Genomic DNA, 25480 nt, shown 5'->3' with positions numbered 1-25480 from the left:
TTCCCCAATGGGGGCTCCATGCGGGCCCGCCCGTCAGCCCATCGACCCAGGAGACTCATGCGGCCCACCCAGTGGCGTCGATCCACGCACGTGGTCGTCGGCGTTGCGGTGCTGTTGATCGTCGCCGCAGTGGTCGCCGCAGGTGCCGTCTTCACCTCGGGCGGCCAGTCCAGCAGTGAAGCCAAGGCCGTCAAACCCCAGCCGGCCGCGGCCTCTGCCGCCCCCGGTGTCACGCCGCTGGCCGACACCGCTCCGAAGCCGACACCCGACCGACTTGCCGCCACCATCGCGCCCTTCGTCGCCGACCCGAACCTCGGCGCCTTCACCGGCCGCATCACCGACGCGATCACCGGCACGCAGCTGTGGGCGCAGGGCGCGGACGTCCCGATGCAACCGGCGTCGGTCAACAAGGTGCTGACCACCGCCGCCGCACTGCTTGCCCTCGACCGCGACGCACGGCTGACCACCACCGTGGTCACCGACCCCGACACACCGGGCCTGATCATCCTCAAGGGCGGCGGCGACCCCACGCTCTCGGCGGCGCCGCCCTCCACCCCGACGTGGTACCGGGACGCCGCCAGGATCAGCGACCTCGCCGACCAGGTCCGCCGTGAAGGGCTCGCCGTCACCGCCGTCCGCGTCGATGCCAGCGCCTTCAGCGGGCCGACCATGGCGCCGGGCTGGGACCCGCTGGACATCCAGAACGGCGACATCGCCCCGATGGAATCGGTGATGCTCGACGGTGGCCGCACCCAGCCGGTCAGCGTCGAGTCACGGCGCTCCGCGACGCCCGCGCTCGACGCGGGCCGCGCCCTGGCCGCCGCGTTCGCCGTCGACCCCGCATCCGTGACCTTCCTGCCGTCACCGGTGGCAGGGGCCAAGGAGGTGGCCTCGGTGCAATCGCCGCCGCTGATCGAGCGCCTGCGGGAGATGATGAACAACTCGGACAACGTGATGGCCGAGTCGATCGGGCGGGAGGTCGCCGCCAAGGTGAACCAGCCGCAGAGCTTCAGTGGCGCGGTTCGGGCCGTGCTCGGCCAGCTCAACGGCGCAGGCATCGACACCGGCGGTGCGGCACTGGTCGATTCCAGTGGTCTGTCGGTGGACGACAGGCTCACCGCCGAGACGCTCGACGAAGTGGTCAATGCCGCCGCCGGCGGGGAGACCCCCAAACTGCGGCCACTGGTGGATCTGCTGCCGATCGCCGGTGGCAGCGGCACATTGTCCAACCGCTACCTCGACACCGACGCAGGCAAGGCCGCGGCCGGATTCCTGCGGGCCAAGACCGGATCGCTGACGGGAACCAACGCGTTGGCCGGAATCGTCACCGATGCCAGCGGCCGGGTGCTGACGTTCGCGCTGCTCTCCAACAACGCCGGACCGACCGGCCGGACCGCGATCGACGCACTCGCCGCGACGCTGCGGTCGTGCGGGTGCGGCTCATGAGCCCGGGCGACACGCCCACCGTCGGTCGCAGCGTCGACTGGGGCTTCGCGGCTTCCGTCGGCACCAAGCTGGTCCGGCCTGCGCCGCCCGCGACCGAGTACACCCGGCGGCAGGCGATCGAGCAGTTGGCGGAATCCTCCCGCCGCGCCGAACTGCCGGTGCGCGACGTCACGGGGCTCAACGAGGATGCTGACATCGCCGACGCCCGGATCATCGACCGCGGCGAATGGGTCCGTGCCGCAACGGAATCCATGCGCGTGATGACGGGCGGCGACGAGGGCAAGTCGAGTGGCTTCATCAGCGGCCGCATCACCGGCGCGCAGACCGGAGCCGTGCTGGCCTTCATCTCGTCGGGCATCCTCGGGCAGTACGACCCGTTCGCGGCGAACGGGGGTGAACTGCTGTTGGTGTACCCCAACGTGATCGCGGTCGAGCGTCAACTCCGCGTCTCGCCGGCCGACTTCCGGCTGTGGGTCTGTCTGCACGAGGTCACCCACCGGGTCCAGTTCAAGGCCAACCCGTGGTTGGCCGATCACATGGCCCGATCGCTTGCCGTGCTCACCGACGAATCGGACCAGGAGGTGAGCCAGGTCGTCGCCAGGCTCGGCGAGTTCGTCCGCTCCCGTCGCAACGGCACCGAAAACGGTTCCGCCGAACCGAATTCCGAAGGCGTGCTTGGTATCCTGCGGGCCATCCAGTCCGAACCCCAACGCGAGGCGCTCGATCAACTGCTGGTGCTGGGCACGCTTCTGGAGGGGCATGCCGATCACGTGATGGATGCCGTCGGGCCCGCCGTGGTGCCGTCGGTGGCGACCATCCGGCGCCGGTTCAACGAACGGCGCGGGCGCAAGCAGCCACCGCTGCAGCGCGTGGTGCGGGCGCTGCTCGGCTTCGACGCGAAGCTCAGCCAGTACACCCGCGGCAAGGCGTTCGTCGACCACGTGGTGTCAACCGTCGGCATGGCGAGGTTCAACACCGTCTGGACGAGTCCCGAAACCCTGCCGCTGCCAAGCGAAGTCGACGAACCGCAAAGATGGATCGACCGGGTTCTCTAGCGACGCTGCAGCGGGCGGTCGCCGAGGCCGCCCGGCTCCACCTGACCGACGGGCCGTGGTGCGTCGGGTTGTCGGGCGGCGCCGACTCGCTGGCCCTCACGGCGGTCGCGGCGCGGCTGCGTCCCACCACGGCGCTCATCGTCGACCACGGGCTGCAGACTGACTCGGCGCACGTCGCGGCCACCGCGCGCGATCACGCGCTGGCCATGGGTTGCGTTGGGGCCCACGTGCTTCGGGTCGATGTCGGCTCGGCGGGCGGTCCCGAGGCGGCCGCTCGAACGGCGCGTTACGGGGCCCTTGACGCCGCGCGTGACGGTGCACCGGTCCTGCTCGCGCACACGCTCGACGATCAGGCCGAGACGGTGTTGTTGGGGCTGGGCCGCGGCTCCGGCTCACGCTCGATCGCCGGCATGCGGCCCTGGGATCCGCCGTGGTGTCGGCCGCTGCTCGGCGTGCGACGCGCCGTCACTCGCGCCGCGTGCGAGGAGTTGGGGCTGACGCCGTGGCAGGATCCGCACAACGACGATCGCCGGTTCACCCGCGTGCGGCTGCGCGCCGAGGTGCTGCCGCTGCTGGAGGACGTGCTCGGTGGCGGGGTGGCCGAGGCGCTGGCCCGCACCGCCGCCGCGCTGCGCGAGGACACCGACACCCTCGACGACATCGCGGACCTCGCCGCGGCAGCGGTGACGACCGGGGATGGACTCGATACCGCGCCCCTGTCCGAGCTGCCCACCGCGGTCCGGCGCCGGGTGATTCGTCGCTGGCTGTTGACCGGCGAGGCAAGCGGCCTCACCGACGTCCAGCTCCGTGGCGTCGACCGCCTCGTCACGGACTGGCGGGGGCAGGGCGGCGTCGCGGTCGGGTCCCCGCTGCGCAACGAGCGGTTGTTCGTGGGCCGTCGCGCAGGCCTGCTGATCACCTACCGCGAACCGGTCTGAGCGAGCCGGTTCGAGGTCCGCATTGGTCGCAGACGCGCGAACGTGGCACGCTGTTGCCGTGCCTGCGAATTCAGCCACCGAGCCGTACCAGGGTGACATCAAGTCGGTGCTGCTGTCCGAGAGCGAGATCCAGGCACGCACCGCCGAACTGGGTGAACTCATCGCCGACAACTACCGCGACGCGGTCGCCGAGAACGGGCAGGACCTGCTGCTGGTCACGGTGCTCAAGGGCGCCGTCATGTTCGTCACCGACCTGGCCAGGGCCATTCCGCTGCCCACACAGCTCGAGTTCATGGCCGTCAGCTCCTACGGATCGTCGACGTCGTCGTCGGGCGTGGTGCGCATCCTCAAGGACCTCGACCGCGACATCAACGACCGCGATGTGCTGATCGTGGAGGACATCGTCGACTCCGGCCTGACGCTGAAGTGGCTGCTTCGCAACCTCGCCACCCGCCGTCCCCGGTCGCTGAAGGTCTGCACGTTGCTGCGCAAGCCCGACGCCGTCCGCGTCGACCTCGACATCACCTACATCGGCTTCGACATTCCGAACGAGTTCGTCGTCGGCTACGGCCTGGACTACGCCGAGCGCTACCGCGACCTGCCCTACATCGGCACCCTCGACCCCAAGGTCTACGAGCAGGGCTGACCCCGCTGCCCCGGTGGTTGGCCGTCACGGAAGGAACTGCGACATGACGGACACCCAGACGGCGCTGCGAATCTGCCCCTTCTGCGAAGCCACCTGCGGGCTCACCCTCGAAATCCACGACGGCCGGGTCACCGGCGCCCGCGGTGACCACGACGACGTCTTCAGCGCGGGCTTCATCTGCCCCAAGGGCGCCAGCTTCGCCGAGCTCGACAACGACCCCGACCGGTTGACAGCCCCGCTGATCCGCAAGGACGGCGAGTTGGTCGAGGTCGGCTGGGACGAGGCGTTCGAGGCCGCCGCGCGCGGTCTTGGCGCCGTCGTCGCCGAGAGTGGCGGGGAGTCGGTGGCGGTCTACGTCGGCAACCCGAACGCCCACACCATCGCCGGATCGCTATACGTGCCGCTGATCATCCGCGGCCTCGGCACCCATCAGGTGTATTCGGCGAGCACCCTGGACCAGATGCCCAAGCACGTCGCGTTGGGCTTCATGTTCGGCAACCCGATCGCATTCACCGTCCCCGATCTCGACCGCACCGATCACCTCGTCGTCATCGGGGCGAATCCGTTGGTGTCCAACGGGAGTCTGGCCACCGCCGCGGACTTCGGCGGCAAGCTCAAGGCGCTGCGCAAGCGCGGCGGACGGCTGGTGGTGATCGACCCCGCCCGCACCCGCACGGCGGCCATGGCGGATCACCACATCGCGCCGCGCCCCGGCACGGATGCCGCCCTGCTCCTCGCGGTGGTGCACACGCTGTTCGACGAGGGGCTCGTCGGCCTCGGCGACTTGGCGGGCCACGTCACGGGCGTCGACGACGTCCAGGTGGTGGCAAGGGATTTCGCGCCGGAGGCCGTCGCCGCCCACTGCGGGGTGTCCGCCGAGGAGATTCGTACCGTCGCACGCGAAATCGCGGGAGCATCCTCAGCGGCGGTGTACGGCAGGATCGGCACCTCCACGGTTGAATTCGGGACCGTCGGCAGCTGGCTGGTCGACGTGATCAACGTGCTGACCGGCAATCTGGACCGGGCGGGCGGCGCGATGTTCCCGCAGTCGCCGGTGGGACCTGCGGCCCGTCCGCCCAAGCCGGGCCGCGGCTTTCGGACCGGGCGCTGGCACAGCCGGGTATCCGGCTACCCGGAGGTGCTCTCCGAACTTCCGGCCGCGGCGCTCGCCGAGGAGATCGAGACGCCAGGCGAAGGTCAGGTCAAGGCGGTGATCACCATCGCAGGCAATCCCGTGCTTTCCGCCCCCGACGGCGACCGGCTCAGCCGCGCACTCGACGGCGTCGGCTTCATGCTCAGCGTCGACCCGTACCTCAACGAGACCACCAAGCACGCCGACGTCATCCTCCCGCCACCGCCGCCGTCGCAGAGCGCCCACTTCGACGTCGCGCTCGCCAACGCGTCGGTGCGCAACAACGCGCGCTACTCGCCACCGGCGCTTCCACTGGCCGACGGCCGGCCGGACGAGCCGGAGATCCTGTCGCGCCTCGCACTGATCCTCTACGGACTCGGCCCGTCCGCCGACCCCGCGCTTGCCGACGAACAGGTGATCGCGACGACGTTGGTCAAGGAGACCGCCGATCCCGATTCGCCCGTGACAGGCCGCGCGGTGGACGAGCTCACCGCGATGCTCCCGGCGGCGCGCGGTTACGAACGCCGTCTGGACATGATGTTGCGGCTGGGGCCGTACGGGGACGCGTTCGGCGCGAAACCCGAAGGGCTGACGTTGAATCGGCTCATCGAGGCGCCGCACGGAATCGACCTCGGGCCGCTGCGGCCACGGCTGACCGAGGTGTTGCGGACGCCGTCGGGCAAGGTGGAACTGGCCCCCGAGACCATCGTCGCCGACGTGGTGAGGCTACGCGCCGCGCTCGACCGCGGAGCCGACGACTTCGTCCTGATCGGGCGCCGTCACCTGAGGTCGAACAACAGCTGGATGCACAACCTGCCTGCCCTGGCGGGCGGCACGAACCGCTGCACGCTGCAGATCCACCCCGCCGACGCGGCCGATCTCGGTGTCACGGACCGCGCGCACATCAAGGGCCCCGGCGGGGAACTCGAGGCGCCCGTCGAGATCACCGACGCCATCCGGCGCGGCGTCGTGTCGCTGCCGCACGGCTGGGGCCACGACCGCAGCGGAACCACGCAGTCGGTGGCCGCCGGTCAACCAGGCGTGAACGTCAACCAGCTCAACGACGGAACGTCGATGGACCTGCTGTCCGGCACGTCGGTGTTGAACGGGATTCCGGTGCAGATCTCGGCTGCGGCGGGCAGGAGCGAAGCGACCGGGGAATGAACCCTGCTAGTTAGGTGAGCTCCCAGATGACCGTCACCGAGAAGCCGACGGTCTGCTGACCCGGTGACAGCGGCACGGCATCGGCCATGGCGGAGCGCGGCATCGGCATGGGCTGCGGCGGCTGCGGCGCACCGGCCACCTCGGAGATCGAGACGACCTTGCCGAGTTCCAGTCCGGACAACTGCGCGTACTGTCCGGCGCGGTCCTTGGCGTCGTTGAATGCCCGCGCCCTGGCGTCCTTCACCAGCTGCGAATCGTCCTCGATCGAGTAGTTCACCGAGTTGATCCGGGTGGCGTCGCCGCCCGTGCTGACGATCAGCGCGAGCGCCTGCGACGCCGAGTCCAGCTTGCGGATCTTGACATTGAGCGCGTTGCTCGCCCGGTAGCCGACGATGGTGCTGTTGTCACCGAACTGCGGCTGCAGGCTGACCTGCGTGGTGCTGATGTCCTTGCGCTCGATGCCCGCGCCGACCAGTGCGTCGATCACCGCCTGCTGACGCTCGCTGGTCTGGTTCATCGCCGTGGTCACGTCGGGTGCGAGGAACTCGATCGCGACGTCGGTGGTTAACGTGTCCGGGGTGCCCTGGACTTCGCCCTCGCCGACGACGGTGACCTGCCTGGCGGCGGAGTCCGGGCCTGCCGAGGGGGTTGGCCCCGACGTCGCGTCGCACGCCGAGAGGCCGGTGATCGCGAGTCCTGCCACGGCGGCAATGAGCAGTCGGGTGGGCATCCGCACGGCGATGGGCATATCAGGCACCCTACAGATTGGCCTTCTGTTCGACCCCGTCCCGTTGTTCGCCGTCGCTTTGTTCGACGACGTGTTCGGTGATCGCGTTGACGATGGCCTCGCCTGCGCGGCCGAGCAGTTGATCCCGCATCCCCTTCGCCCATTCGTGGGATGCGTGCGGTGCGGCGAGCTGTCCCTTGAAGTGCGGCATCACTTCTCGCGCGAACAGTTCGTATGAGTGGTAGGTGGCCGCGGGCGGCGCCCAGTCGTGGCCGAGCAGCAGCAGGGTGCCGAAGCCGCCCGACCGGTCGAGCAGATCCTGGATGTAGGTCACCGCGTCGGCTGGCGTGCCGATGCAGCAATTGCCCTTGCTTGCATAGTCTTCGACGAACTGCTGCGGGGTCTGGTTGCCCTCGACCTCGTTGTTGAGTGGAACGAAGCCCGCAGCGCCGAAGTAGTTGGCGAAGTCCTGCAGCCCGTACGTGCAGTCCTCGATGGCCTGCTCGCGGGTGTCGGCCAGATGAATGATGCCGAGCACGCGCCAGTCGTCGCGGTTCGGTGCGGCACGCCCCGACTTGGCGGCCTGTTCGCCGACGACGTCCCAGGTCGTCTCCAGCGCGGCGTAGCCACCCGGTATCGACATCGACAGCGAAAGCAGTGAGGTGCCGAGCGCGCCGGCCAGCCGCGGCCCGGACGGGGAAACCATTGCGGCCGTGGATATCTCGGGGTAGGGCCAGGTGTAGGGCCGGATGTGCAGTGCCGCATCGCGCAGCGTGAACCAGTCCGTCTTGCGGTTGATCCGCTCGTCGGGCGCCGCGCGGAACAGCGCCAGGATGGCCTCGAGTGACTCCTGCATCATCGGTCGCTGGTCCACCGGGTCGATGCCCATCATGTAGGCGTCCGACGGCAGTGCGCCTGGTCCGGTACCGAAGATGACCCGTCCGCGGGTCAGGTGGTCGAGCAGCACCCAACGGTCGGCCACCATCAACGGGTGGTGGTAGGGCAGCGACACGACGCCCGTGCCGAGCCGGATGTGCTTGGTGCGCTCGGCCGCCGCGGCGATGAACACCTCGGGACAGGCGATCAGCTCGTAACCGCCGGAGTGGTGCTCGCCGAACCACGCTTCGTCGAACCCGAGGCGGTCCAGTGCCTCGACCCGATCCATGTCGTATTGCAATGCGTGCGTGGGGGATTGGCCCACCGGATGAAATGGCGTGATGAACACGCCGAAGTTGAGTGGTCGCGTCATTGCAACTCCAATTCCCCGAGGAACTCCAGGAGCGCCTGGTTCACCTCGTCCGGTCGTTCCTCCGGCAGCCAGTGGCCGCCGTCGAGCATCACCTCACGGTAGTCACCACTGACCAGTTCGCGGACCCGATCGCGCGGGGTGTACGCGAGCGTCGGGTCCGCCGTGCCGCCGATGAACAGCGCGGGCACGGCGATCGACGACGCCGGGGTGTGGGCCGTCAGTTCCCAGTTGCGATCCAAGTAGCGGTACCAGTTCAGCGGTCCGGTGAAGCCGTTGTCGGTGAATCGGTCGACGTAGTGGTCGAACTCGTCCTGCGTCAGCCACGGCGGAATGCCCCCCGGCTCGGGCAACCTGGCGACGAAGCCCTCGGGTCCCGGCGCGAGCATCCGCGCCGCCGCACCGTGGTCGTCGGGCCGCGGTGCGGCCATCAGCCGGCGCAGCGTGGTCGCCGGATCTGAGGCGAGTTCTGCGTCCGCGGGCCCCGGTTCCTGGAAGTAGAGGATGTAGAAGAAGTTGTCCCCGAACATCCGCCGAAAAGCCTGGGTGGTCGGAATCCGGGACCGCGGCACCGGCGGAAAGCTGATGCCGACGACGCCGCAGAAGCGGTCGGGGTGCAGCAGTGGGGCTCCCCATGCCACGACACCGCCGAAGTCGTGGCCGACGATCACCGCTTCCTCTGCGCCGACGTCATCGAGCAGCCCGACGACGTCGGCCGACAACTCCGCGACGGTGTATGCGCCGACGTCGACCGGTTTCGACGAGCCGCCGTAGCCGCGCTGGTCGGGCGCGAGCACGTGGTAGCCGGCACTGGCCAGCGCGTGGATCTGATGCCGCCAGGTGTACGCCAGCTCGGGAAAGCCGTGGGCGAGGACTACGACGGGGTTGCCGCGTTCACCGGCCTCGACGACGCGCAACCGGACGCCGTTGGTGTCGACGAACCGCTCGGCCGATGTGATCACGGTCTCAGTCTTGCAAGGCTGTCAGAGTCCCCGGCTGCGCCCATGTCACCGTCGGGAACTGCGCCACGTTGTCCTAGCGGTAGCCTGAACTGACTACTTATGCGTACCGGAAGGACCTGGCCGGCGTATCCGCTCGCGGGCCGAAGACAACGATGAACCGAAAGAACGTCATCCGCACCCTGACCGCCATTGCGGTCGTCTTACTCCTCGGGTGGTCCTTCTTCTACTTCAGCGATGACACGCGCGGCTACAAGCCCGTCGACACGTCGGTGGCGATGGCCCAGATCAACGGCGACAACGTCAAGAGCGCGCAGATCGACGACCGCGAACAGCAGGTTCGCCTCGACCTGAAGAGCGGAAACGGCGACACCGAGAACAGCGACAAGGTCATCGCGAAGTACCCGACTGGGTACGCCGTGGCGCTGTTCGACGCGCTGAGCGCCAAGAACGCCAAGACCAACACCGTGGTGAACCAGGGCAGCGTGCTCGGCTCGCTGCTCATCTACCTGCTGCCGCTGCTGCTGCTCGTCGGCTTGTTCGTGATGTTCTCCCGGATGCAGTCCGGTGGGCGGATGGGCTTCGGCTTCGGCAAGTCGAAGGCCAAGCAGCTGAACAAGGATCTCCCCAAGACCACGTTCGCCGACGTCGCCGGCGTCGACGAGGCGGTCGAGGAGCTCTACGAGATCAAGGACTTCCTGCAGAACCCGACGCGCTATCAGGCGCTTGGCGCCAAGATCCCCAAGGGCGTGCTCCTGTACGGGCCGCCCGGCACCGGCAAGACGCTGCTGGCGCGGGCCGTCGCCGGTGAGGCAGGGGTTCCGTTCTTCACGATTTCAGGTTCCGACTTCGTCGAGATGTTCGTCGGCGTTGGCGCATCCCGGGTCCGCGACATGTTCGAGCAGGCCAAGCAGAACAGCCCCTGCATCATCTTCGTCGACGAGATCGACGCCGTCGGGCGCCAGCGTGGTGCAGGGCTTGGCGGCGGGCACGACGAACGCGAACAGACACTCAACCAGCTGCTGGTCGAGATGGACGGCTTCGGCGAACGCCAGGGCGTCATCCTGATCGCCGCCACCAACCGGCCCGACATCCTTGACCCGGCACTGCTGCGGCCCGGCCGGTTCGACCGGCAGATCCCGGTGTCCAACCCCGACATCGCCGGCAGGCGTGCGGTGTTGAAGGTGCACTCGCAGGGCAAGCCGATCGCGCCCGACGCCGACCTGGACGGGCTCGCCAAGCGGACCGTCGGCATGTCGGGTGCCGACCTGGCCAACGTCATCAACGAGGCCGCGCTGCTGACCGCCCGCGAGAACGGCACCGTCATCACCGGCGCCGCGCTCGAGGAGGCGGTGGACCGCGTCGTCGGCGGACCGCGCCGCAAGGGCCGCATCATCAGCGAGCACGAGAAGAAGATCACCGCCTACCACGAAGGTGGCCACACGCTGGCCGCGTGGGCGATGCCGGACATCGAGCCGATCTACAAGGTCACCATCCTGGCTCGCGGACGCACCGGCGGGCACGCCGTGGCGGTGCCGGAGGACGACAAGGGTCTGATGACCCGCTCGGAGATGATCGCGCGTCTGGTCTTCGCGATGGGTGGGCGCGCGGCCGAGGAACTCGTGTTCCGCGAGCCGACCACCGGGGCGGTGTCGGACATCGATCAGGCCACCAAGATCGCCCGCGCGATGGTGACCGAATACGGCATGAGCTCCAAGCTCGGCGCGGTCAAGTACGGCACCGAGCACGGCGATCCGTTCCTGGGCCGCACCATGGGCAACCAGGCGGACTACAGCCACGAGGTCGCGCAGATCATCGACGACGAGGTGCGCAAGCTGATCGAGGCCGCGCACACCGAGGCGTGGGAGATCCTCACCGAGTACCGCGACGTGCTGGACATCCTGGCCGGCGAGCTGCTGGAGAAGGAGACCCTGCACCGCACCGAGTTGCAGGCCATCTTCGGTGACGTGAAGAAGCGCCCGCGCCTGACCATGTTCGACGACTTCGGTGGCCGCGTGCCGTCCGACAAGCCGCCGATCAAGACGCCCGGCGAGCTCGCCATCGAACGCGGTGAGGAGTGGCCCAAGCCGACACCCGAGCCGGCGTTCAAGGCGGCCATCGCCGCCGCCACCCACGCCGCCGAGGCCGCCGCGCGGCACAACGGCACGAACGGCGCCGGCGGCAACGGTTCCCCGGTGAACGGCAACCACGGTGCTCCTTCTCAGCCTGGTTCCACCCAGCCCGACTACGGCGCCCCTGCGGGCTGGCACGCGCCGGGCTGGCCGCCGCAACATCCCGGTCAACATCCCCAGGGCTACTGGTACCCGCCGCCGCCTCCGCCTCCCTCGGGCTGGCAGCAGCAGCCACCGCCGCCGCAGCAGCAGTACCCGCCCTACCAGCCGTACCCGCAGCCCGGGCAGCACGCCCCGCAGGGAGGCGCTCCAGCGCCAACCCCGCGCGACGAGCAGAATCACGGTGACCGGTCGGACGACCGGCAAAATCCGCCGCCCCCTGGCTGATACGAACGGAGCCACCAGATGACGCGGTCGCAGATCGATCCGACCACGCTCACAGTCCCCGAGTTCGACCAACCCCGCGCCGAGGCCGCCGTGCGCGAGTTGCTGATCGCCATCGGGGAGGACCCGGAGCGGCATGGTCTCCTCGACACTCCGGCGCGGGTGGCCAGGGCGTACAAGGAGATGTTCGCCGGGCTGTACGTCAATCCCGACGACGTGCTCAACACCACGTTCGACGAGCAACACGACGAACTGGTGCTGGTCAAGGACATCCCGATGTACTCGACGTGCGAGCACCACCTGGTGGCCTTCCACGGCGTCGCGCACGTCGGCTACATCCCCGGGGTGGACGGCCGCATCACCGGGCTGTCCAAGCTCGCCCGCGTCGTCGACCTGTACGCCAAACGGCCGCAGGTGCAGGAACGCCTCACCGGCCAGATCGCCGACGCGATGATGCGCAAGCTCGATCCGCGGGGCGTCATCGTCGTCATCGAGGCCGAGCACCTCTGCATGGCGATGCGCGGCATCCGCAAGCCGGGCGCCGTCACCACCACGTCGGCCGTGCGCGGGCAGTTCAAGACCGACAAGGCATCGCGTGCCGAGGCGTTGGATCTGATCCTGCGGAAGTGAGCCCAGCCAGCCGGATGGTCCCTTCAGGGACGCGTACACGCGTGATGGGGGTCGTCAACGTCACCGACGACTCCTTCTCCGACGGCGGGCTGTTCCTGGACCGTGACCGGGCCGTCGAGCACGGTCTGAAGCTGACCGCACAGGGCGCCGCGATCATCGACGTCGGCGGCGAGTCCACCCGTCCCGGTGCCACCCGGATCGACGCAAGCGTCGAGACGGCGCGCGTGGTGCCAGTGATCAAAGCCCTTGCCTCGCAAGGGGTTACGGTCAGCATCGACACGATGCACGCCGCGGTGGCACGCGCCGCACTGGAGAACGGCGCGCGGATCGTCAACGACGTCTCCGGTGGGCTGGCCGACCCGGACATGGCCCCACTTCTCGCCGACGCGGGGGTGCCGTGGGTGCTGATGCACTGGCGCTCGGTCGGCGCGCAGCGCCCGCACCAGGCGCCCGAGTACGCCGACGTCGTCGCCGACGTCCGTGCCGAACTGCTGCGCTGCGTGGACGCCGCGGTGGCGGCCGGGGTCGACCCGGCCAATCTGATCATCGACCCCGGACTGGGGTTCGCCAAGAACGCAGAACACAATTGGGCGTTGTTGCGGGCGCTGCCGGACTTCGTCGCCGGCGGCATTCCGGTGCTCGTCGGCGCGTCGCGCAAGCGCTTCCTCGGCACGCTGCTGGCCGAATCCGACGGCACGCCAAGGGATCCGGCAGGTCGGGAGACCGCCACCGCGGTGATCTCCGCGCTGGCCGCCCAGTGCGGTGTGTGGGGCGTGCGCGTGCACGACGTTCGGGCGAGCGTCGACGCGGTCAAGGTCGTCGAGGCGTGGGGCGGAAACCTTTAATGGCGGACCGAATCGAGTTGCGCGGCTTGACCGTTCGCGGTCATCACGGCGTCTTCGAGCACGAGCGCCGCGACGGGCAGGACTTCGTCGTCGACATCACGGTGTGGATCGACCTCGCTGCCGCCGCAGCCAGCGACGACCTCGTCGACACCTTGGACTACGGCGCGCTGGCGCAGCGGGCCGCCGACGTCGTGGCGGGGCCGCCGCGCAACCTGATCGAAACCGTCGCCGCCGAGATCGCCGAAGGCGTGATGACCGACGAGCGGGTGCACGGCGTCGAGGTCGTCGTGCACAAGCCCAGCGCGCCGATCCCGCTGACGTTCGCCGACGTCGCGGTCGTGGCTCGACGTTCGAGGCGGGGCGCGCGATGAGCACCGTCGTGTTGTCGATCGGGTCCAACCTCGGTGACCGCCGTGCGCTGCTGCAGTCGGTGGTCGACGGACTCGGCGATGCCGTTCGATCGGTGTCGCCGGTGTACGAGACCGCGGCATGGGGCGGCGTCGAACAGGGCGCGTTCCTCAACGCCGTCCTCGTTGCCGACGACCGCCATCTGGACTGCCACGGGTGGTTGCGGCGTGGCCAGGAACTGGAGGAGGCGGGCGGTCGGGTTCGCGACCAGCGTTGGGGTCCACGGACACTCGACGTGGACCTGGTCACCTGCCACGACGGCCCGATCGAGGTGCGCTCCGACGACGAGGTGCTCGTGCTGCCGCATCCGCTCGCACACCAGCGCGCCTTCGTGTTGATTCCGTGGCTCGCGGTGGATCCGGCCGCGACGCTGACCGTCGACGGTCGGCCGCAGTCCGTCGCGCGTCTGCTTGACGACATCGACCCGGCCGAGCGGGCGGGCGTCCGCCGCACCGATCTGGTGCTCGACATCTGATGGGCCCGACCCGCAAACGCGACCTCACCGCCGCGACGGTGATCGCCGCCATCGCCGGCTACGTCCTGGTGATCGGTTTGTACCGGTACTTTCCGCCGATCACCGTGTGGACGGGGCTGTCGCTACTGGTGGTCGCGGTGGGTGAGGCCGGTTGGGCGTTCTATGTCCGGGCGAAGGTCAACGACGGCAAGATCGGCCCGGGTCCTGGTGGCCTGCATCCGCTCGCGGTGGCGAGTTCCGTGACAACGGCAAAGGCGTCGGCATGGGTGGGTGCGCTGGTGCTCGGTTGGTGGGTCGGCGTACTGGTGTACCTGATCCCGCGGCGCGGCGTGATGCGAGTCGCGGGGGAGGACACCGCAGGCGCTCTGGTTGCGGCGGTGAGCGCACTGGCGCTGGTGATCGCCGCACTGTGGTTACAGCATTGCTGCAAGTCCCCGCCGGAGCCGCCGGAAAACCCCGACGGAGTGCCGGAATAGGCGAAGGCGCACCTGGCACGCCGAATCGCCGTAGAGGTCGACACGCTCAGTGACCTGTGGCGGGTACAGTCGGCCCATGACCGATCCGACCCGTGCGGCACGCTCTCGGCGTGTCACTCGGAGGCCGGGTTGGGTACTGCTGACGACGTTGCTGGTGCTCGCCATCGTGGCCAGTTCTGCCCTGGTGTTCACCAATCGCGTCGAGTTGCTGAAGCTTGCCGTAATCGTCGCATTGTGGGCGGCGGTGGTCGCCGCGTTCGTCTCCTTCATCTACCGGCGCCAGTCCGACATCGACCAAGCCAAGGCCCGCGACCTCAAGTTCGTCTACGACTTGCAGCTCGATCGTGAGATCTCCGCGCGGCGCGAATACGAGCTGTCCGTTGAATCCCAACTCAGGCGTGAGCTCACCGCGGAGCTGCGTTCGCAGACGTCCGACGAGGTGGCCAGCCTGCGCGCGGAGCTGGCCGCGCTGCGCGCCAACCTGGAGATCATCTTCGACACCGACCTGCAGCATCGACCCGCCATCGAAACCGAGCGCACCAGCGTGCACACGTTCCCCGACTGGGACGCCGCGCCGGAGAATGCCGGCGGGCAGGAGCGGCGAGGGCATCTTGCGGGGGACGACCGCGGCATGGGTCCCGGCCGGGTGATCAGCAGCCGGATCGACACCGAGGACGAGGACGACACCGACCCCAACACCGAAGAGAGTCCGATCATCGACGTGCCGGTGGAACCCGAACCGCCGGAATACGATTGGGGTCCGGCTGCCGACTTCGGCGGTGCGCATCGCAGGGCGTCGGAGGCGCAGTCCGCGCAGCGCGGCTGGCAGCCCACATCCGCACCCGAGCCGACGCCTCCACCCCCCCCCCCACCACCCGCCCCGACGCCCCCGCCACCCGCACCGGAGCCGCAGCCCCAACCCGCCGCGCAGTCGCCGTGGCAGGAACCCGTCCAGCCGGCGCGGCACACCACGGGCGGCGAGGAGGGGTGGCGTCCCGCTCCCGCCGAGGGCCAGTTCATCCCCGCCGGCAACCCCGGCAGCAACTGGATTTCGCCGGTGACGACGGAGAACGGCTCGGCCGCGCAGCGGCCCACTCCACCGGAGCCCGCCCCACCAGCGACGCCTGCCCCGCCGCCACCCGCGCCAGCGATGACGCCGCCGCCTGCCGAGGTGCCGAGGGGCCGCCACGCCGACGCAGGCCCGACCGTCGAGGAATCCCCGCGACGTGCGCGGCACTCCGCTCCCTCCGACGTCGACCCTGGCAGGCACCTGCACCCGCCGACGCTGGCGACATCGCCGCCGCCCCCGACTTCCGCTCCGCCGCCGCCCCCGGCCCCGCCGTCCGAATCGGAACGTGCCGCACGTCACCGTGGCGCCGACGAGCCGACCGCGGCGGAGGGTCAGCACATCGGTGGCCAGCCGTTATCCGAACTGTTGGCGCGTTTGCAGGTCAGCTCGACGGAGGGCGGCCGACGCCGACGTCGCGAGGAATGAGTTAGTCTGATGCCGACCGTCCGGTACCCGTATCGAGGGACTGGAACGAAGTAACTCATGACGTCAGCGAGGTCGTCTGCAGTGGGGACCCCCAACGGATTCCGGCCGGCTCGGCTCGCGGTCGGCGTCATCTCCGCCGGTCGCGTGGGTACGGCACTGGGTGTGGCGCTGGAGCGCGCCGATCACGTCGTGGTTGCCTGCAGCGCGATTTCACGGGCATCACGCCAACGCGCCGAACGCCGGCTGCCCGACACCCTGGTGCTGCCCGTGCACGAGGTCGCGAGCAGGGCCGATTTGCTGCTTCTCGCCGTTCCCGACGCAGAACTCGCCGGTTTGGTCACCGGGCTGGCCGCCACGGAATCCGTGCGACCGGGCACCATCGTGGTGCACACCTCCGGCGCCAACGGCATCACGCTGCTGAACCCGCTCACCGAACAGGGCTGCGTCCCGCTCGCGATCCACCCCGCGATGACCTTCACCGGCGCCGACGAGGACATCGTCCGACTCTCGGAAGCCTGCTTCGGCATCACCGCCGCCGACGAGGTGGGCTACGCCATCGCCCAGTCACTGGTACTCGAGATCGGCGGCGAGCCCTTTCGGGTCCGCGAGGACGCCCGCACGCTGTACCACGCGGCGCTGGCCCACGCGGGCAATCACGTGATCACCGTTCTGCTCGACGCCGTCGAGGCGCTGCGCGGCGCGCTGTGGGGCCAGGAGCTGCTCGGCCAGGAACTGGTCGGCGACGCACCCGGCGGCATCGCCGAGCGCGTGATCGGGCCGCTCGCCCGCGCCTCGCTGGAGAACGCTTTGCAGCGCGGCCAGGGTGCTCTCACCGGGCCCGTCGCGCGCGGTGACGCGGCGGCCGTCGTCGCGCACTTGCAGGCACTCACCGAGGTGGATCCCGAACTGGCGCAGGCGTATCGGGCCATCTCGTTGCGCACAGCGCAGCGTGCGCACGCTCCGGCCGACGTCTTCGCCGCCTTGACCGAACCGTCGACACCTGGAGGCCAGCCGTGACCGCCCGCAGACCTCCGAAGTTCACGGCCGGAGAGCTCAACGTCTACGCCAGGCCCGACGACATGTCCGACGTGTCCCGCGCACTGCGGACCACCGGGCGCCGCGTCATGCTGGTGCCCACCATGGGTGCCCTGCACGAGGGGCACCTGGCGCTGGTGCGGGCGGCCAAGCAGGTGCCGGGCGCGGTGGTGGTGGTGTCGATCTTCGTTAACCCGCTGCAGTTCGGTCCCAGCGAGGACCTCGAAAGCTATCCGCGAACGTTCGACGACGACGTGGCGGTGTTGCGTACCGAGGGAGTGGAGATCGTGTTCGCGCCGACCGCGGCCGACATGTATCCCGACGGCCCACGCACCACGGTGCTGCCGGGGCCTCTCGGAGCGGAGCTCGAAGGTGATTCCCGCCCAACGCATTTCGCCGGCATGCTGACGGTTGTTCTCAAGCTGTTCCAGATCGTACGGCCGGACAGGGCCTTCTTCGGTGAGAAGGACTACCAGCAGCTGGTGCTGGTGCGGCAGATGGTGGATGACCTGAACGTCGGGGTGCGGATCGTCGGCGTGCCGATCGTGCGCGAACCGGACGGGCTGGCCCTGTCGTCGCGCAACCGATACCTCGACGAAGTGCAGCGCGAACAGGCAGGCGCACTGTCGGCAGCACTGCTCGCAGGCATGTACGCCGCATCGCGTGGCGCGTCCGAGGCGTTGGACGCCGCGCGCGCCGTGCTCGTCGAGGTACCCGCCATCGAGGTCGACTACCTGCAGGTGCGAGACCCGTGGCTGGGACCGGCACCGCGGGAGGGCACGGCCAGGCTGCTGGTGGCGGCGCGCCTCGGCAAGACCAGACTTCTGGACAACATCGCCATAGACATCGGCGCATCGGCCGGCATCGACGGGCATTCCCGCGTCGAGTCGGACCAGAGCCATGAATTACCTTGGAGGAATTGATGTTTCGCACCATGCTGAAGTCCAAGATCCACCGCGCCACGGTGACGCAGGCCGACCTGCACTACGTCGGTTCGGTCACCATCGACGCCGACCTGATGGACGCGGCGGACCTGCTCGAGGGCGAGCAGGTGACGATCGTCGACATCGACAACGGCAACCGGCTAGTGACCTATGCGATCACCGGTGAGCGGGGCAGCGGCGTCATCGGGATCAACGGTGCCGCAGCGCATCTGATCCATCCCGGCGATCTGGTGATCCTCATCGCGTACGCCACCATGGAGGACGCCGAGGCCAGGGCGTACCAACCGAGGGTCGTCTTCGTCGACGGGCAGAACCGGGCAATCGACTTCGGCCACGATCCCGCCTTCGTGCCTGCCGATGCCGCCGACCTGATGTCACCGCGGTAGATCCCGTGCTGTTAGCCATCGACGTCCGCAACACCCACACCGTCGTGGGGTTGGTTTCGGGTTCGGGCGACCACGCCAAGGTGGTGCACAACTGGCGCATCCGCACCGAATCAGAAGTCACCGCAGACGAACTGGCGCTCATCATCGACGGCCTCATCGGCGACGACGCGGAGCGCCTCACCGGTGCCACCGGGCTGTCTACCGTGCCGTCCGTGCTGCACGAGATCAGGCTGATGCTCGAGCAGTACTGGCCCAACGTGCCGCACGTGCTGATCGAACCCGGTGTGCGGACCGGTATTCCGCTGCTGGTCGACAATCCCAAGGAGGTCGGCGCCGACCGCATCGTCAACTGCCTTGCGGCGTTCCAGCGCTTCCACTCCCCGGCCATCGTCGTCGACTTCGGCTCATCGATCTGCGTCGACGTCGTATCGCGCAAGGGCGAGTTCCTCGGCGGTGCCATCGCGCCAGGCGTGCAGGTGTCGTCGGACGCCGCCGCCGCCCGTTCGGCTGCCCTCCGTCGCGTCGAGTTGACCCGACCGCGGTCGGTGATCGGCAAGAACACCGTCGAGTGCATGCAGGCAGGTGCGGTGTTCGGCTTCGCCGGTCTGGTCGATGGCCTGGTGACCCGGATCCGCGAGGACGTCGACGGCTTCGGCGGTGACGACGTCGCGGTGGTGGCCACCGGGCACACCGCTCCGCTGCTGCTACCCGACCTGCACACCGTCGAGCACTACGACAAGCACCTGACGCTCGACGGCCTGCGGCTGGTGTTCGAACGCAACCGCGACAATCAACGGGGCAAGCTGAAGCAGGCCCGCTAGCTCGCTGCCCCCTACGATTTGTGCGCGCAAACGCTCGCTGACGAACGAAAGCGCTCACAAGCCGCCAGGGCGGTCGCGGCGCGGCGAAATCAGGGCCTGACTTTTGATTTAAGCTGGCACGTCGTGAGCTCTGCAGATACGCGCGACTCCGCGACATCAGACCCAGACCTGCCCGAGCAGTTCCGCATCCGCCAGGGCAAGCGCGAGCGGCTCATCGCCGAGGGCCGCGACCCGTACCCCGTCGAGGTACCCCGAACCCACACGCTGGCCGAGATCCGCACGGCGTACCCCGACCTGCCAGCGGGCACGGAGACGGGGCAGAGCGTCGGCGTCGCGGGCCGCGTGGTGTTCGCCCGAAATTCCGGAAAGTTGTGCTTTGCGACGTTGCAGGAAGGCGACGGCACCCACCTGCAGGCGATGGTGAGCTTCGACAAGGTGGGCGCTGAATCCCTCGACGCCTGGAAGACCGACGTCGACCTCGGCGACATCGTCTTCCTGCACGGCGAGGTCATCAGTTCGCGTAGGGGCGAACTTTCTGTGCTCGCAGATTCCTGGCAAATCATCTCCAAGGCGTTGCGGCCGCTTCCCGTCGCGCACAAGGAGATGAGTGAGGAATCGCGCGTGCGGCAGCGATACGTCGACCTGATCGTCCGGCCGGAGGCCAGGACCATCGCCAGGCAGCGAATCGCGGTCGTGCGCGCCGTGCGTTCCGCATACGAGCGGCGCGGTTTTCTGGAAGTCGAAACTCCGATCCTGCAGACCCTCGCGGGCGGTGCCGCCGCGCGTCCATTCGTGACGCACTCCAATGCGCTCGACGCCGACCTCTACCTTCGGATCGCACCGGAACTGTTCCTCAAGCGATGCTTGGTCGGAGGTTTTGAGAAGGTCTTCGAGTTGAATCGCGTGTTCAGAAACGAAGGGGCGGATTCCACGCATTCCCCCGAATTCGCGATGTTGGAGACATATCAGGCGTACGGAACCTACGAGGATTCCGCCATCGTCACCCGCGAGATAATTCAGGAGGTCGCCGACGAGGCGATTGGCACGCGCCAGGTGCCCCTGCCCGATGGCAGCACCTACGATCTCGACGGAGAATGGGCCACCGTCGAAATGTATCCCTCGCTGTCCGAGGCCTTGGGCGAGCAGATCACACCCGAGACAACTGCAGCGCACTTGTGGTCGATTGTCGATCGCTTGGGGGTCGAGATTCCGCGGGACCGGGGTTACGGGCACGGAAAACTGATCGAGGAACTTTGGGAACACACCGTGGGCGAAACCTTGTGGGCGCCCACCTTCGTTCGTGACTTTCCCGTTGAGACCACGCCTCTCACGCGGTCGCACCGGAGTATCCCCGGTGTCACCGAAAAGTGGGATCTGTACATCCGGCGGTTCGAGTTGGCGACTGGTTATTCCGAACTGATCGACCCCGTGATTCAACGGGAACGTTTCGAAGCGCAAGCACGTGCGGCAGCTGCCGGTGATGACGAGGCAATGCTTCTCGATGACGATTTTCTTGCCGCATTGGAGTATGCGATGCCTCCGACCACCGGAACGGGAATGGGTATCGACCGCTTGTTGATGGCCCTGACGGGGCTGTCGATTAGGGAGACTGTATTGTTCCCGATAGTGCGCAGACAGGGCAGCTGATACCTAAGATTGCCTCACTTGTTGAATGGCGTGCGTTCCTATGTCAGCATTGTGGCGGGAGTCGAGATCAAACGACTGTGTGCCCAGGCAGAAGGGTCAGTGTGAGGTAATGGCAAAAAAAGTAACCGTCACCTTGGTCGACGATTTCGACGGTGAGGGAGCTGCCGACGAGACGGTCGAATTTTCGCTCGACGGTGTCAGCTATGAGATCGACCTTTCGTCCAAGAATGCCGCAAAGCTTCGAAACGAACTCAAGCAATGGGTCGAGGCCGGCCGCCGTGTCGGTGGCCGTCGCAGAGGCCGGTCGGCGGGTTCTGGCCGCGGCCGGGCATCCATCGACCGCGAGCAGAGTGCCGCCATTCGGGACTGGGCTCGCCGCAATGGGCACAACGTCTCAACGCGGGGGCGCATCCCGGCGGACGTCATCGACGCGTTCCACGCGGCAACGTAAGCGAGCGTTGCCAGCTACCCGGCGTCGACCGGGTCGGTGCGCGCTTTCGCTAGCGGCGAACTCATCGGAGCCCGCAGCGGAAACGTTTGACGTCTACCAGGCGTTGGTCTCTTGCAGCGCGGAATTCATCGCGCACGAGCCCTGGTTTAGCCAGGGACAGGAAGGGCACCCCGGCTTGCCGCCCATTAGAGTGGACGGCAGGTGCAGAGCACGGCACGCCGTGCGCAGGGCTGCCCGATCTATGGAGAGCAGGTAACCACCGATGTTCGAACGCTTCACTGACCGCGCACGGCGCGTCGTCGTTCTGGCCCAAGAAGAGGCCAGGATGCTGAACCACAACTACATCGGCACCGAGCACATCCTCCTGGGTCTCATTCACGAGGGTGAAGGCGTAGCTGCCAAGTCGCTCGAGTCGTTGGGCATCTCCCTCGAGGGTGTCCGCAGCCAGGTCGAGGAAATCATCGGCCAGGGCCAGCAGGCGCCGTCGGGCCACATTCCGTTCACCCCGCGCGCCAAGAAGGTGCTCGAGCTGAGCTTGCGCGAAGCGCTGCAGCTCGGCCACAACTACATCGGCACCGAGCACATCCTGCTCGGCCTCATTCGTGAGGGCGAGGGCGTCGCCGCCCAGGTGCTGGTCAAGTTGGGTGCCGAGCTGACCCGCGTGCGCCAGCAGGTCATTCAGCTGCTGAGCGGCTACCAGGGCAAGGAGACCGCCGAGGCAGGCACGGGTGGCCGCGGTGGCGAGGCGGGCAACCCGTCCACGTCGCTGGTGCTCGACCAGTTCGGCCGCAACCTGACCGCCGCCGCGATGGAGGGCAAGCTCGACCCCGTCATCGGCCGCGAGAAGGAAATCGAGCGGGTCATGCAGGTGCTGAGCCGCCGTACCAAGAACAACCCGGTCCTGATCGGTGAGCCCGGCGTCGGCAAGACCGCCGTCGTCGAGGGTCTCGCGCAGGCCATCGTCCACGGCGACGTTCCGGAGACGCTGAAGGACAAGCAGCTCTACACGCTTGACCTCGGTTCGCTGGTCGCAGGCAGCCGTTACCGCGGTGACTTCGAGGAACGCCTGAAGAAGGTGCTCAAGGAGATCAACACCCGCGGCGACATCATCCTGTTCATCGACGAGCTGCACACGCTCGTCGGCGCGGGTGCCGCCGAGGGCGCGATCGACGCCGCATCGATCCTCAAGCCGAAGCTGGCCCGCGGCGAGCTGCAGACCATCGGTGCCACCACTCTCGACGAGTACCGCAAGTACATCGAGAAGGACGCCGCCCTGGAGCGCCGCTTCCAGCCCGTGCAGGTGGGCGAGCCGACCGTCGAGCACACCATCGAGATCCTCAAGGGTCTGCGCGACCGGTACGAGGCGCATCACCGCGTCTCGATCACCGACGGTGCGATCGCCGCGGCGGCCACGCTGGCCGACCGCTACATCAACGACCGGTTCCTTCCGGACAAGGCCATCGACCTGATCGACGAGGCCGGCGCCCGGATGCGGATCCGCCGCATGACCGCGCCGCCAGACCTGCGCGAGTTCGACGAGAAGATCGCCGACGCCCGCAGGGAGAAGGAGTCCGCGATCGACGCGCAGGACTTCGAGAAGGCGGCCAACCTTCGGGACCGCGAGAAGACCCTGGTGGGTCAGCGGGCCGAGCGTGAGAAGCAGTGGCGCTCAGGCGATCTCGACGTGGTCGCGGAGGTCGACGACGAGCAGATCGCCGAGGTGCTCGGCAACTGGACCGGTATCCCGGTGTTCAAGCTGACCGAGGCCGAGACCACGCGCCTGCTGCGCATGGAGGACGAGATCCACAAGCGGATCATCGGCCAGGAAGATGCCGTCCGTGCTGTTTCAAAGGCCATCCGGCGTACCCGTGCCGGGCTGAAGGATCCGAAGCGTCCGTCGGGCTCGTTCATCTTTGCCGGCCCGTCCGGTGTCGGTAAGACCGAGCTGTCCAAGGCGCTGGCCGAGTTCCTGTTCGGCGACGACGACGCACTGATTCAGATCGACATGGGCGAGTTCCACGACCGCTTCACCGCCTCGCGGCTGTTCGGTGCCCCTCCGGGGTACGTCGGCTACGAGGAGGGCGGCCAGCTCACCGAGAAGGTGCGGCGCAAGCCGTTCTCGGTCGTGCTGTTCGACGAGATCGAGAAGGCGCACCAGGAGATCTACAACAGCCTCCTGCAAGTGCTCGAGGATGGTCGTCTCACCGACGGTCAGGGGCGCACGGTCGACTTCAAGAACACCGTGCTGATCTTCACCTCGAACCTCGGTACGTCTGACATCAGCAAGGCGGTTGGCCTCGGCTTCACCCAGGGTGGCGGCGAGAACAACTACGAGCGGATGAAGCAGAAGGTCAACGACGAGCTGAAGAAACACTTCCGCCCGGAGTTCCTGAACCGCATCGACGACATCATCGTCTTCCACCAGCTGACGCAGCCGGAGATCGTCCAGATGGTGGAGCTGATGATCGGCCGGGTCGGCAAGCAGCTCAAGGCCAAGGACATGACCATGGAGCTGACCGACAAGGCGAAGGCACTGCTGGCGAAGCGTGGCTTCGACCCGGTGCTGGGTGCCCGCCCGTTGCGGCGGACCATCCAGCGCGAGATCGAGGACGCGTTGAGCGAGAAGATCCTCTTCGACGAGGTCGGACCGGGTCAGCTCGTCACGGTCGACGTGGACAACTGGGACGGCGAGAGCAACAACATCGAGGATGCGGTGTTCACGTTCTCGGGTGCCGCCAGGACCACCGCCGACGCGGCAGCAGACTCCGCCCTCGCCGGCGCGCCCGCTGCCACCACGGTCGCCGAGTAACACTGCTCCAGCGAGGTCCCCGGAATCTTCGGATTCCGGGGACTTTTGCGTTGTCGGGCATGGCGGTGACGACCGCCGTGCTTATGATGCTCGGGTAATCGACGGACGACGGAATTCTGGTGCAAATCCAGAACGGTCGCGCCACTGTGAAAAGTCAGACCCGACGTACGTCATCACCCTTGGATACGGGACGCGAAATCCCGAAAGGAACGTAAACATGACCTCTTCCGACGCTCGCCGCAGCGCAGCGCCCGCACTCGATCTCTCGGTGACCCGGGCGGCCGTCTGGCTCTCGGCCACCGCCTTCCTGGCCCTTCTGGTGCTCTACTTCGTCGGCATGGACCAGGGTGCGACGTCGATCTTCGGCAGCGACACCCACGTGCACGAGTTCGTGCACGACGCCCGGCACCTGCTCGGCTTCCCCTGCCACTGACATGGAAAAGCGAATCATCGGGCGCGGTCTGCTGGCCGGCGCCCTCGCCGGTGTGCTCTCCTTCGCCTTCGCGCGGGTCTTCGTCGAACCCGTGATCGAGCGCGCCATCGCCTTCGAGGACGGACTCAGCGCCGCTCACGAGGGCGCGCACGGCGGTCACGGGCACGAACACGGGGTGGAACTGTTCACCCGCGGTGTGCAGGCCAACGTCGGGATGGGGTTCGGGGTGCTCGCGTTCAGCGTGGCGATGAGTGCGCTGTTCGCGGTCGTGTTCTGCGTGGCGTACGGCCGCGTCGCCAATGTGTCCGCGCGGGCGCTGTCGTTGTTGGTGGCAGGCGGAATGTTGTTGAGCGTCTACGTCGTTCCGTTCCTCAAGTACCCGGCGAGCCCGCCGGCGACCAGCCTGGACGAGACGATTCGGCAGCGCACGCTGCTGTACCTGCTGATGGTCGTGTTGTCGGTGGCGCTGCTGGTGGCCGCGGTCTACCTGGGCCGTCGGCTGGCGCCGCGACTGGGAGGGTGGAACGCCGGTCTGGCCGCGGCGGGCAGCTACGTCGTGGCCGTCGCGATCGTCATGCTGATCCTGCCGACGATCGACGAGACGCCCGGTCCGCTGCGCGACGACGCAGGCAACATCGTGTTCGGCGGCTTCCCCGCCGACGACCTGTACGAGTTCCGGCTGTACTCGCTCGGAACGCAGGTCGTGATGTGGGCGACGATCGGGCTGGTGTTCGGCGCACTGGTGTCCCGGCTGCTGGACACGGCTCGGCCGAAGACGGTGTCGGCTGCTACGTGA

General features: G+C 68.1%; 24 protein-coding genes and 1 riboswitch. Of the genes, 21 read left to right on the top strand and 3 right to left on the bottom strand.

Going from position 1 to position 25480, the window contains the following annotated elements:
- The first annotated feature begins 57 nt into the window (after positions 1 to 57).
- Genes dacB through N536_RS0128970 form a run of 5 tightly spaced genes read left to right on the top strand, consistent with a single transcriptional unit; the run spans position 58 to position 6381 of the window.
- Positions 58 to 1446 (top strand): D-alanyl-D-alanine carboxypeptidase/D-alanyl-D-alanine-endopeptidase, encoded by a 1389-nt coding sequence (gene dacB, locus N536_RS0128990; RefSeq protein ID WP_029116817.1) that lies wholly within the window; start codon positions 58 to 60, stop codon positions 1444 to 1446.
- The gene (locus tag N536_RS0128985; protein WP_029116816.1) at positions 1443 to 2501 is read left to right on the top strand and encodes a zinc-dependent metalloprotease; all 1059 of its coding nucleotides are present in this window, start codon (positions 1443 to 1445) and stop codon (positions 2499 to 2501) included. Before dacB ends, N536_RS0128985 begins: the two co-directional genes overlap by 4 nt.
- Positions 2480 to 3439 carry a tRNA lysidine(34) synthetase TilS gene (gene tilS, locus N536_RS0128980; protein WP_029116815.1) on the top strand — a complete coding sequence of 320 codons (960 nt, stop codon included), beginning with the start codon at positions 2480 to 2482 and terminating at the stop codon, positions 3437 to 3439. Before N536_RS0128985 ends, tilS begins: the two co-directional genes overlap by 22 nt.
- Before the next feature lie 58 nt (positions 3440 to 3497).
- Entirely contained in the window at positions 3498 to 4085 is a 588-nt protein-coding gene (gene hpt / locus N536_RS0128975; protein ID WP_029116814.1) for a hypoxanthine phosphoribosyltransferase, read from the top strand.
- A 43-nt stretch (positions 4086 to 4128) separates the two neighbouring features.
- Entirely contained in the window at positions 4129 to 6381 is a 2253-nt protein-coding gene (locus N536_RS0128970) for a molybdopterin-dependent oxidoreductase (protein ID WP_029116813.1), read from the top strand.
- Positions 6382 to 6391: 10 nt separating this feature from the next.
- Here the strand turns inward: N536_RS0128970 and N536_RS0128965 are convergent, their stop codons facing one another.
- Genes N536_RS0128965 through N536_RS0128955 form a run of 3 tightly spaced genes read right to left on the bottom strand, consistent with a single transcriptional unit; the run spans position 6392 to position 9316 of the window.
- A complete protein-coding gene (locus N536_RS0128965; protein ID WP_029116812.1) occupies positions 6392 to 7129 on the bottom strand; it encodes an SIMPL domain-containing protein in 738 nt (245 codons plus the stop codon).
- Between the two features lie 10 nt (positions 7130 to 7139).
- Positions 7140 to 8357, bottom strand: a complete 1218-nt coding sequence (locus tag N536_RS0128960) for an LLM class flavin-dependent oxidoreductase (protein WP_029116811.1) — start codon at positions 8355 to 8357, stop codon at positions 7140 to 7142.
- The gene (locus tag N536_RS0128955; protein ID WP_029116810.1) at positions 8354 to 9316 is read right to left on the bottom strand and encodes an alpha/beta fold hydrolase; all 963 of its coding nucleotides are present in this window, start codon (positions 9314 to 9316) and stop codon (positions 8354 to 8356) included. Before N536_RS0128955 ends, N536_RS0128960 begins: the two co-directional genes overlap by 4 nt.
- A 152-nt stretch (positions 9317 to 9468) precedes the next feature.
- On the opposite strand from N536_RS0128955, the gene ftsH reads away from it, so the two are divergent.
- From ftsH to N536_RS0128875, 16 genes are all read left to right on the top strand, one after another.
- Positions 9469 to 11832, top strand: a complete 2364-nt coding sequence (ftsH, locus tag N536_RS0128950) for an ATP-dependent zinc metalloprotease FtsH (protein ID WP_029116809.1) — start codon at positions 9469 to 9471, stop codon at positions 11830 to 11832.
- 18 nt (positions 11833 to 11850) lie between these two features.
- On the top strand, positions 11851 to 12459 hold the full coding sequence (folE, locus tag N536_RS0128945; RefSeq protein WP_029116808.1) for a GTP cyclohydrolase I FolE: 609 nt from the start codon (positions 11851 to 11853) through the stop codon (positions 12457 to 12459).
- Between the two features lie 44 nt (positions 12460 to 12503).
- On the top strand, positions 12504 to 13304 hold the full coding sequence (folP, locus tag N536_RS0128940) for a dihydropteroate synthase (protein WP_029116807.1): 801 nt from the start codon (positions 12504 to 12506) through the stop codon (positions 13302 to 13304).
- Entirely contained in the window at positions 13304 to 13675 is a 372-nt protein-coding gene (gene folB / locus N536_RS0128935) for a dihydroneopterin aldolase (protein WP_029116806.1), read from the top strand. Before folP ends, folB begins: the two co-directional genes overlap by 1 nt.
- The gene (gene folK, locus N536_RS0128930; protein ID WP_029116805.1) at positions 13672 to 14187 is read left to right on the top strand and encodes a 2-amino-4-hydroxy-6-hydroxymethyldihydropteridine diphosphokinase; all 516 of its coding nucleotides are present in this window, start codon (positions 13672 to 13674) and stop codon (positions 14185 to 14187) included. The genes folB and folK overlap by 4 nt, the downstream gene beginning before the upstream one ends.
- Positions 14187 to 14663, top strand: coding sequence for a DUF3180 domain-containing protein (locus N536_RS0128925; protein WP_029116804.1), 477 nt, complete (start codon positions 14187 to 14189; stop codon positions 14661 to 14663). Before folK ends, N536_RS0128925 begins: the two co-directional genes overlap by 1 nt.
- A gap of 76 nt (positions 14664 to 14739) precedes the next feature.
- On the top strand, positions 14740 to 16158 hold the full coding sequence (locus N536_RS0128920) for a DUF6779 domain-containing protein (protein WP_029116803.1): 1419 nt from the start codon (positions 14740 to 14742) through the stop codon (positions 16156 to 16158).
- 57 nt (positions 16159 to 16215) lie between these two features.
- Complete coding sequence (locus tag N536_RS0128915) at positions 16216 to 17175, top strand: DUF2520 domain-containing protein (RefSeq protein WP_036438009.1); 960 nt, start codon at positions 16216 to 16218, stop codon at positions 17173 to 17175.
- Positions 17172 to 18116: a pantoate--beta-alanine ligase gene (gene panC / locus N536_RS0128910; protein WP_029116801.1), complete on the top strand. Its 945-nt coding sequence runs from the start codon at positions 17172 to 17174 to the stop codon at positions 18114 to 18116. The genes N536_RS0128915 and panC overlap by 4 nt, the downstream gene beginning before the upstream one ends.
- Positions 18116 to 18523, top strand: a complete 408-nt coding sequence (gene panD / locus N536_RS0128905) for an aspartate 1-decarboxylase (protein WP_029116800.1) — start codon at positions 18116 to 18118, stop codon at positions 18521 to 18523. The genes panC and panD overlap by 1 nt, the downstream gene beginning before the upstream one ends.
- A gap of 5 nt (positions 18524 to 18528) precedes the next feature.
- On the top strand, positions 18529 to 19344 hold the full coding sequence (locus N536_RS0128900; RefSeq protein WP_029116799.1) for a type III pantothenate kinase: 816 nt from the start codon (positions 18529 to 18531) through the stop codon (positions 19342 to 19344).
- 123 nt (positions 19345 to 19467) lie between these two features.
- Positions 19468 to 20991, top strand: coding sequence for a lysine--tRNA ligase (lysS, locus tag N536_RS0128895; RefSeq protein WP_029116798.1), 1524 nt, complete (start codon positions 19468 to 19470; stop codon positions 20989 to 20991).
- 109 nt (positions 20992 to 21100) lie between these two features.
- Entirely contained in the window at positions 21101 to 21442 is a 342-nt protein-coding gene (gene lsr2, locus N536_RS0128890) for a histone-like nucleoid-structuring protein Lsr2 (protein WP_029116797.1), read from the top strand.
- A 262-nt stretch (positions 21443 to 21704) separates the two neighbouring features.
- Positions 21705 to 24251: an ATP-dependent Clp protease ATP-binding subunit gene (locus N536_RS0128885; protein ID WP_029116796.1), complete on the top strand. Its 2547-nt coding sequence runs from the start codon at positions 21705 to 21707 to the stop codon at positions 24249 to 24251.
- A gap of 75 nt (positions 24252 to 24326) precedes the next feature.
- Positions 24327 to 24430, top strand: a riboswitch (cobalamin riboswitch).
- Between the two features lie 38 nt (positions 24431 to 24468).
- Positions 24469 to 24684: a CbtB-domain containing protein gene (locus tag N536_RS0128880; RefSeq protein WP_029116795.1), complete on the top strand. Its 216-nt coding sequence runs from the start codon at positions 24469 to 24471 to the stop codon at positions 24682 to 24684.
- A 1-nt stretch (position 24685) separates the two neighbouring features.
- Entirely contained in the window at positions 24686 to 25480 is a 795-nt protein-coding gene (locus N536_RS0128875; protein WP_029116794.1) for a CbtA family protein, read from the top strand.

The organism is Mycobacterium sp. URHB0044, assembly GCF_000620625.1.
Taxonomy (GTDB): domain Bacteria; phylum Actinomycetota; class Actinomycetes; order Mycobacteriales; family Mycobacteriaceae; genus Mycobacterium.
Note: the sequence above shows the minus strand (reverse complement) of the source record. Positions and strands in the feature narration are given on the sequence as shown.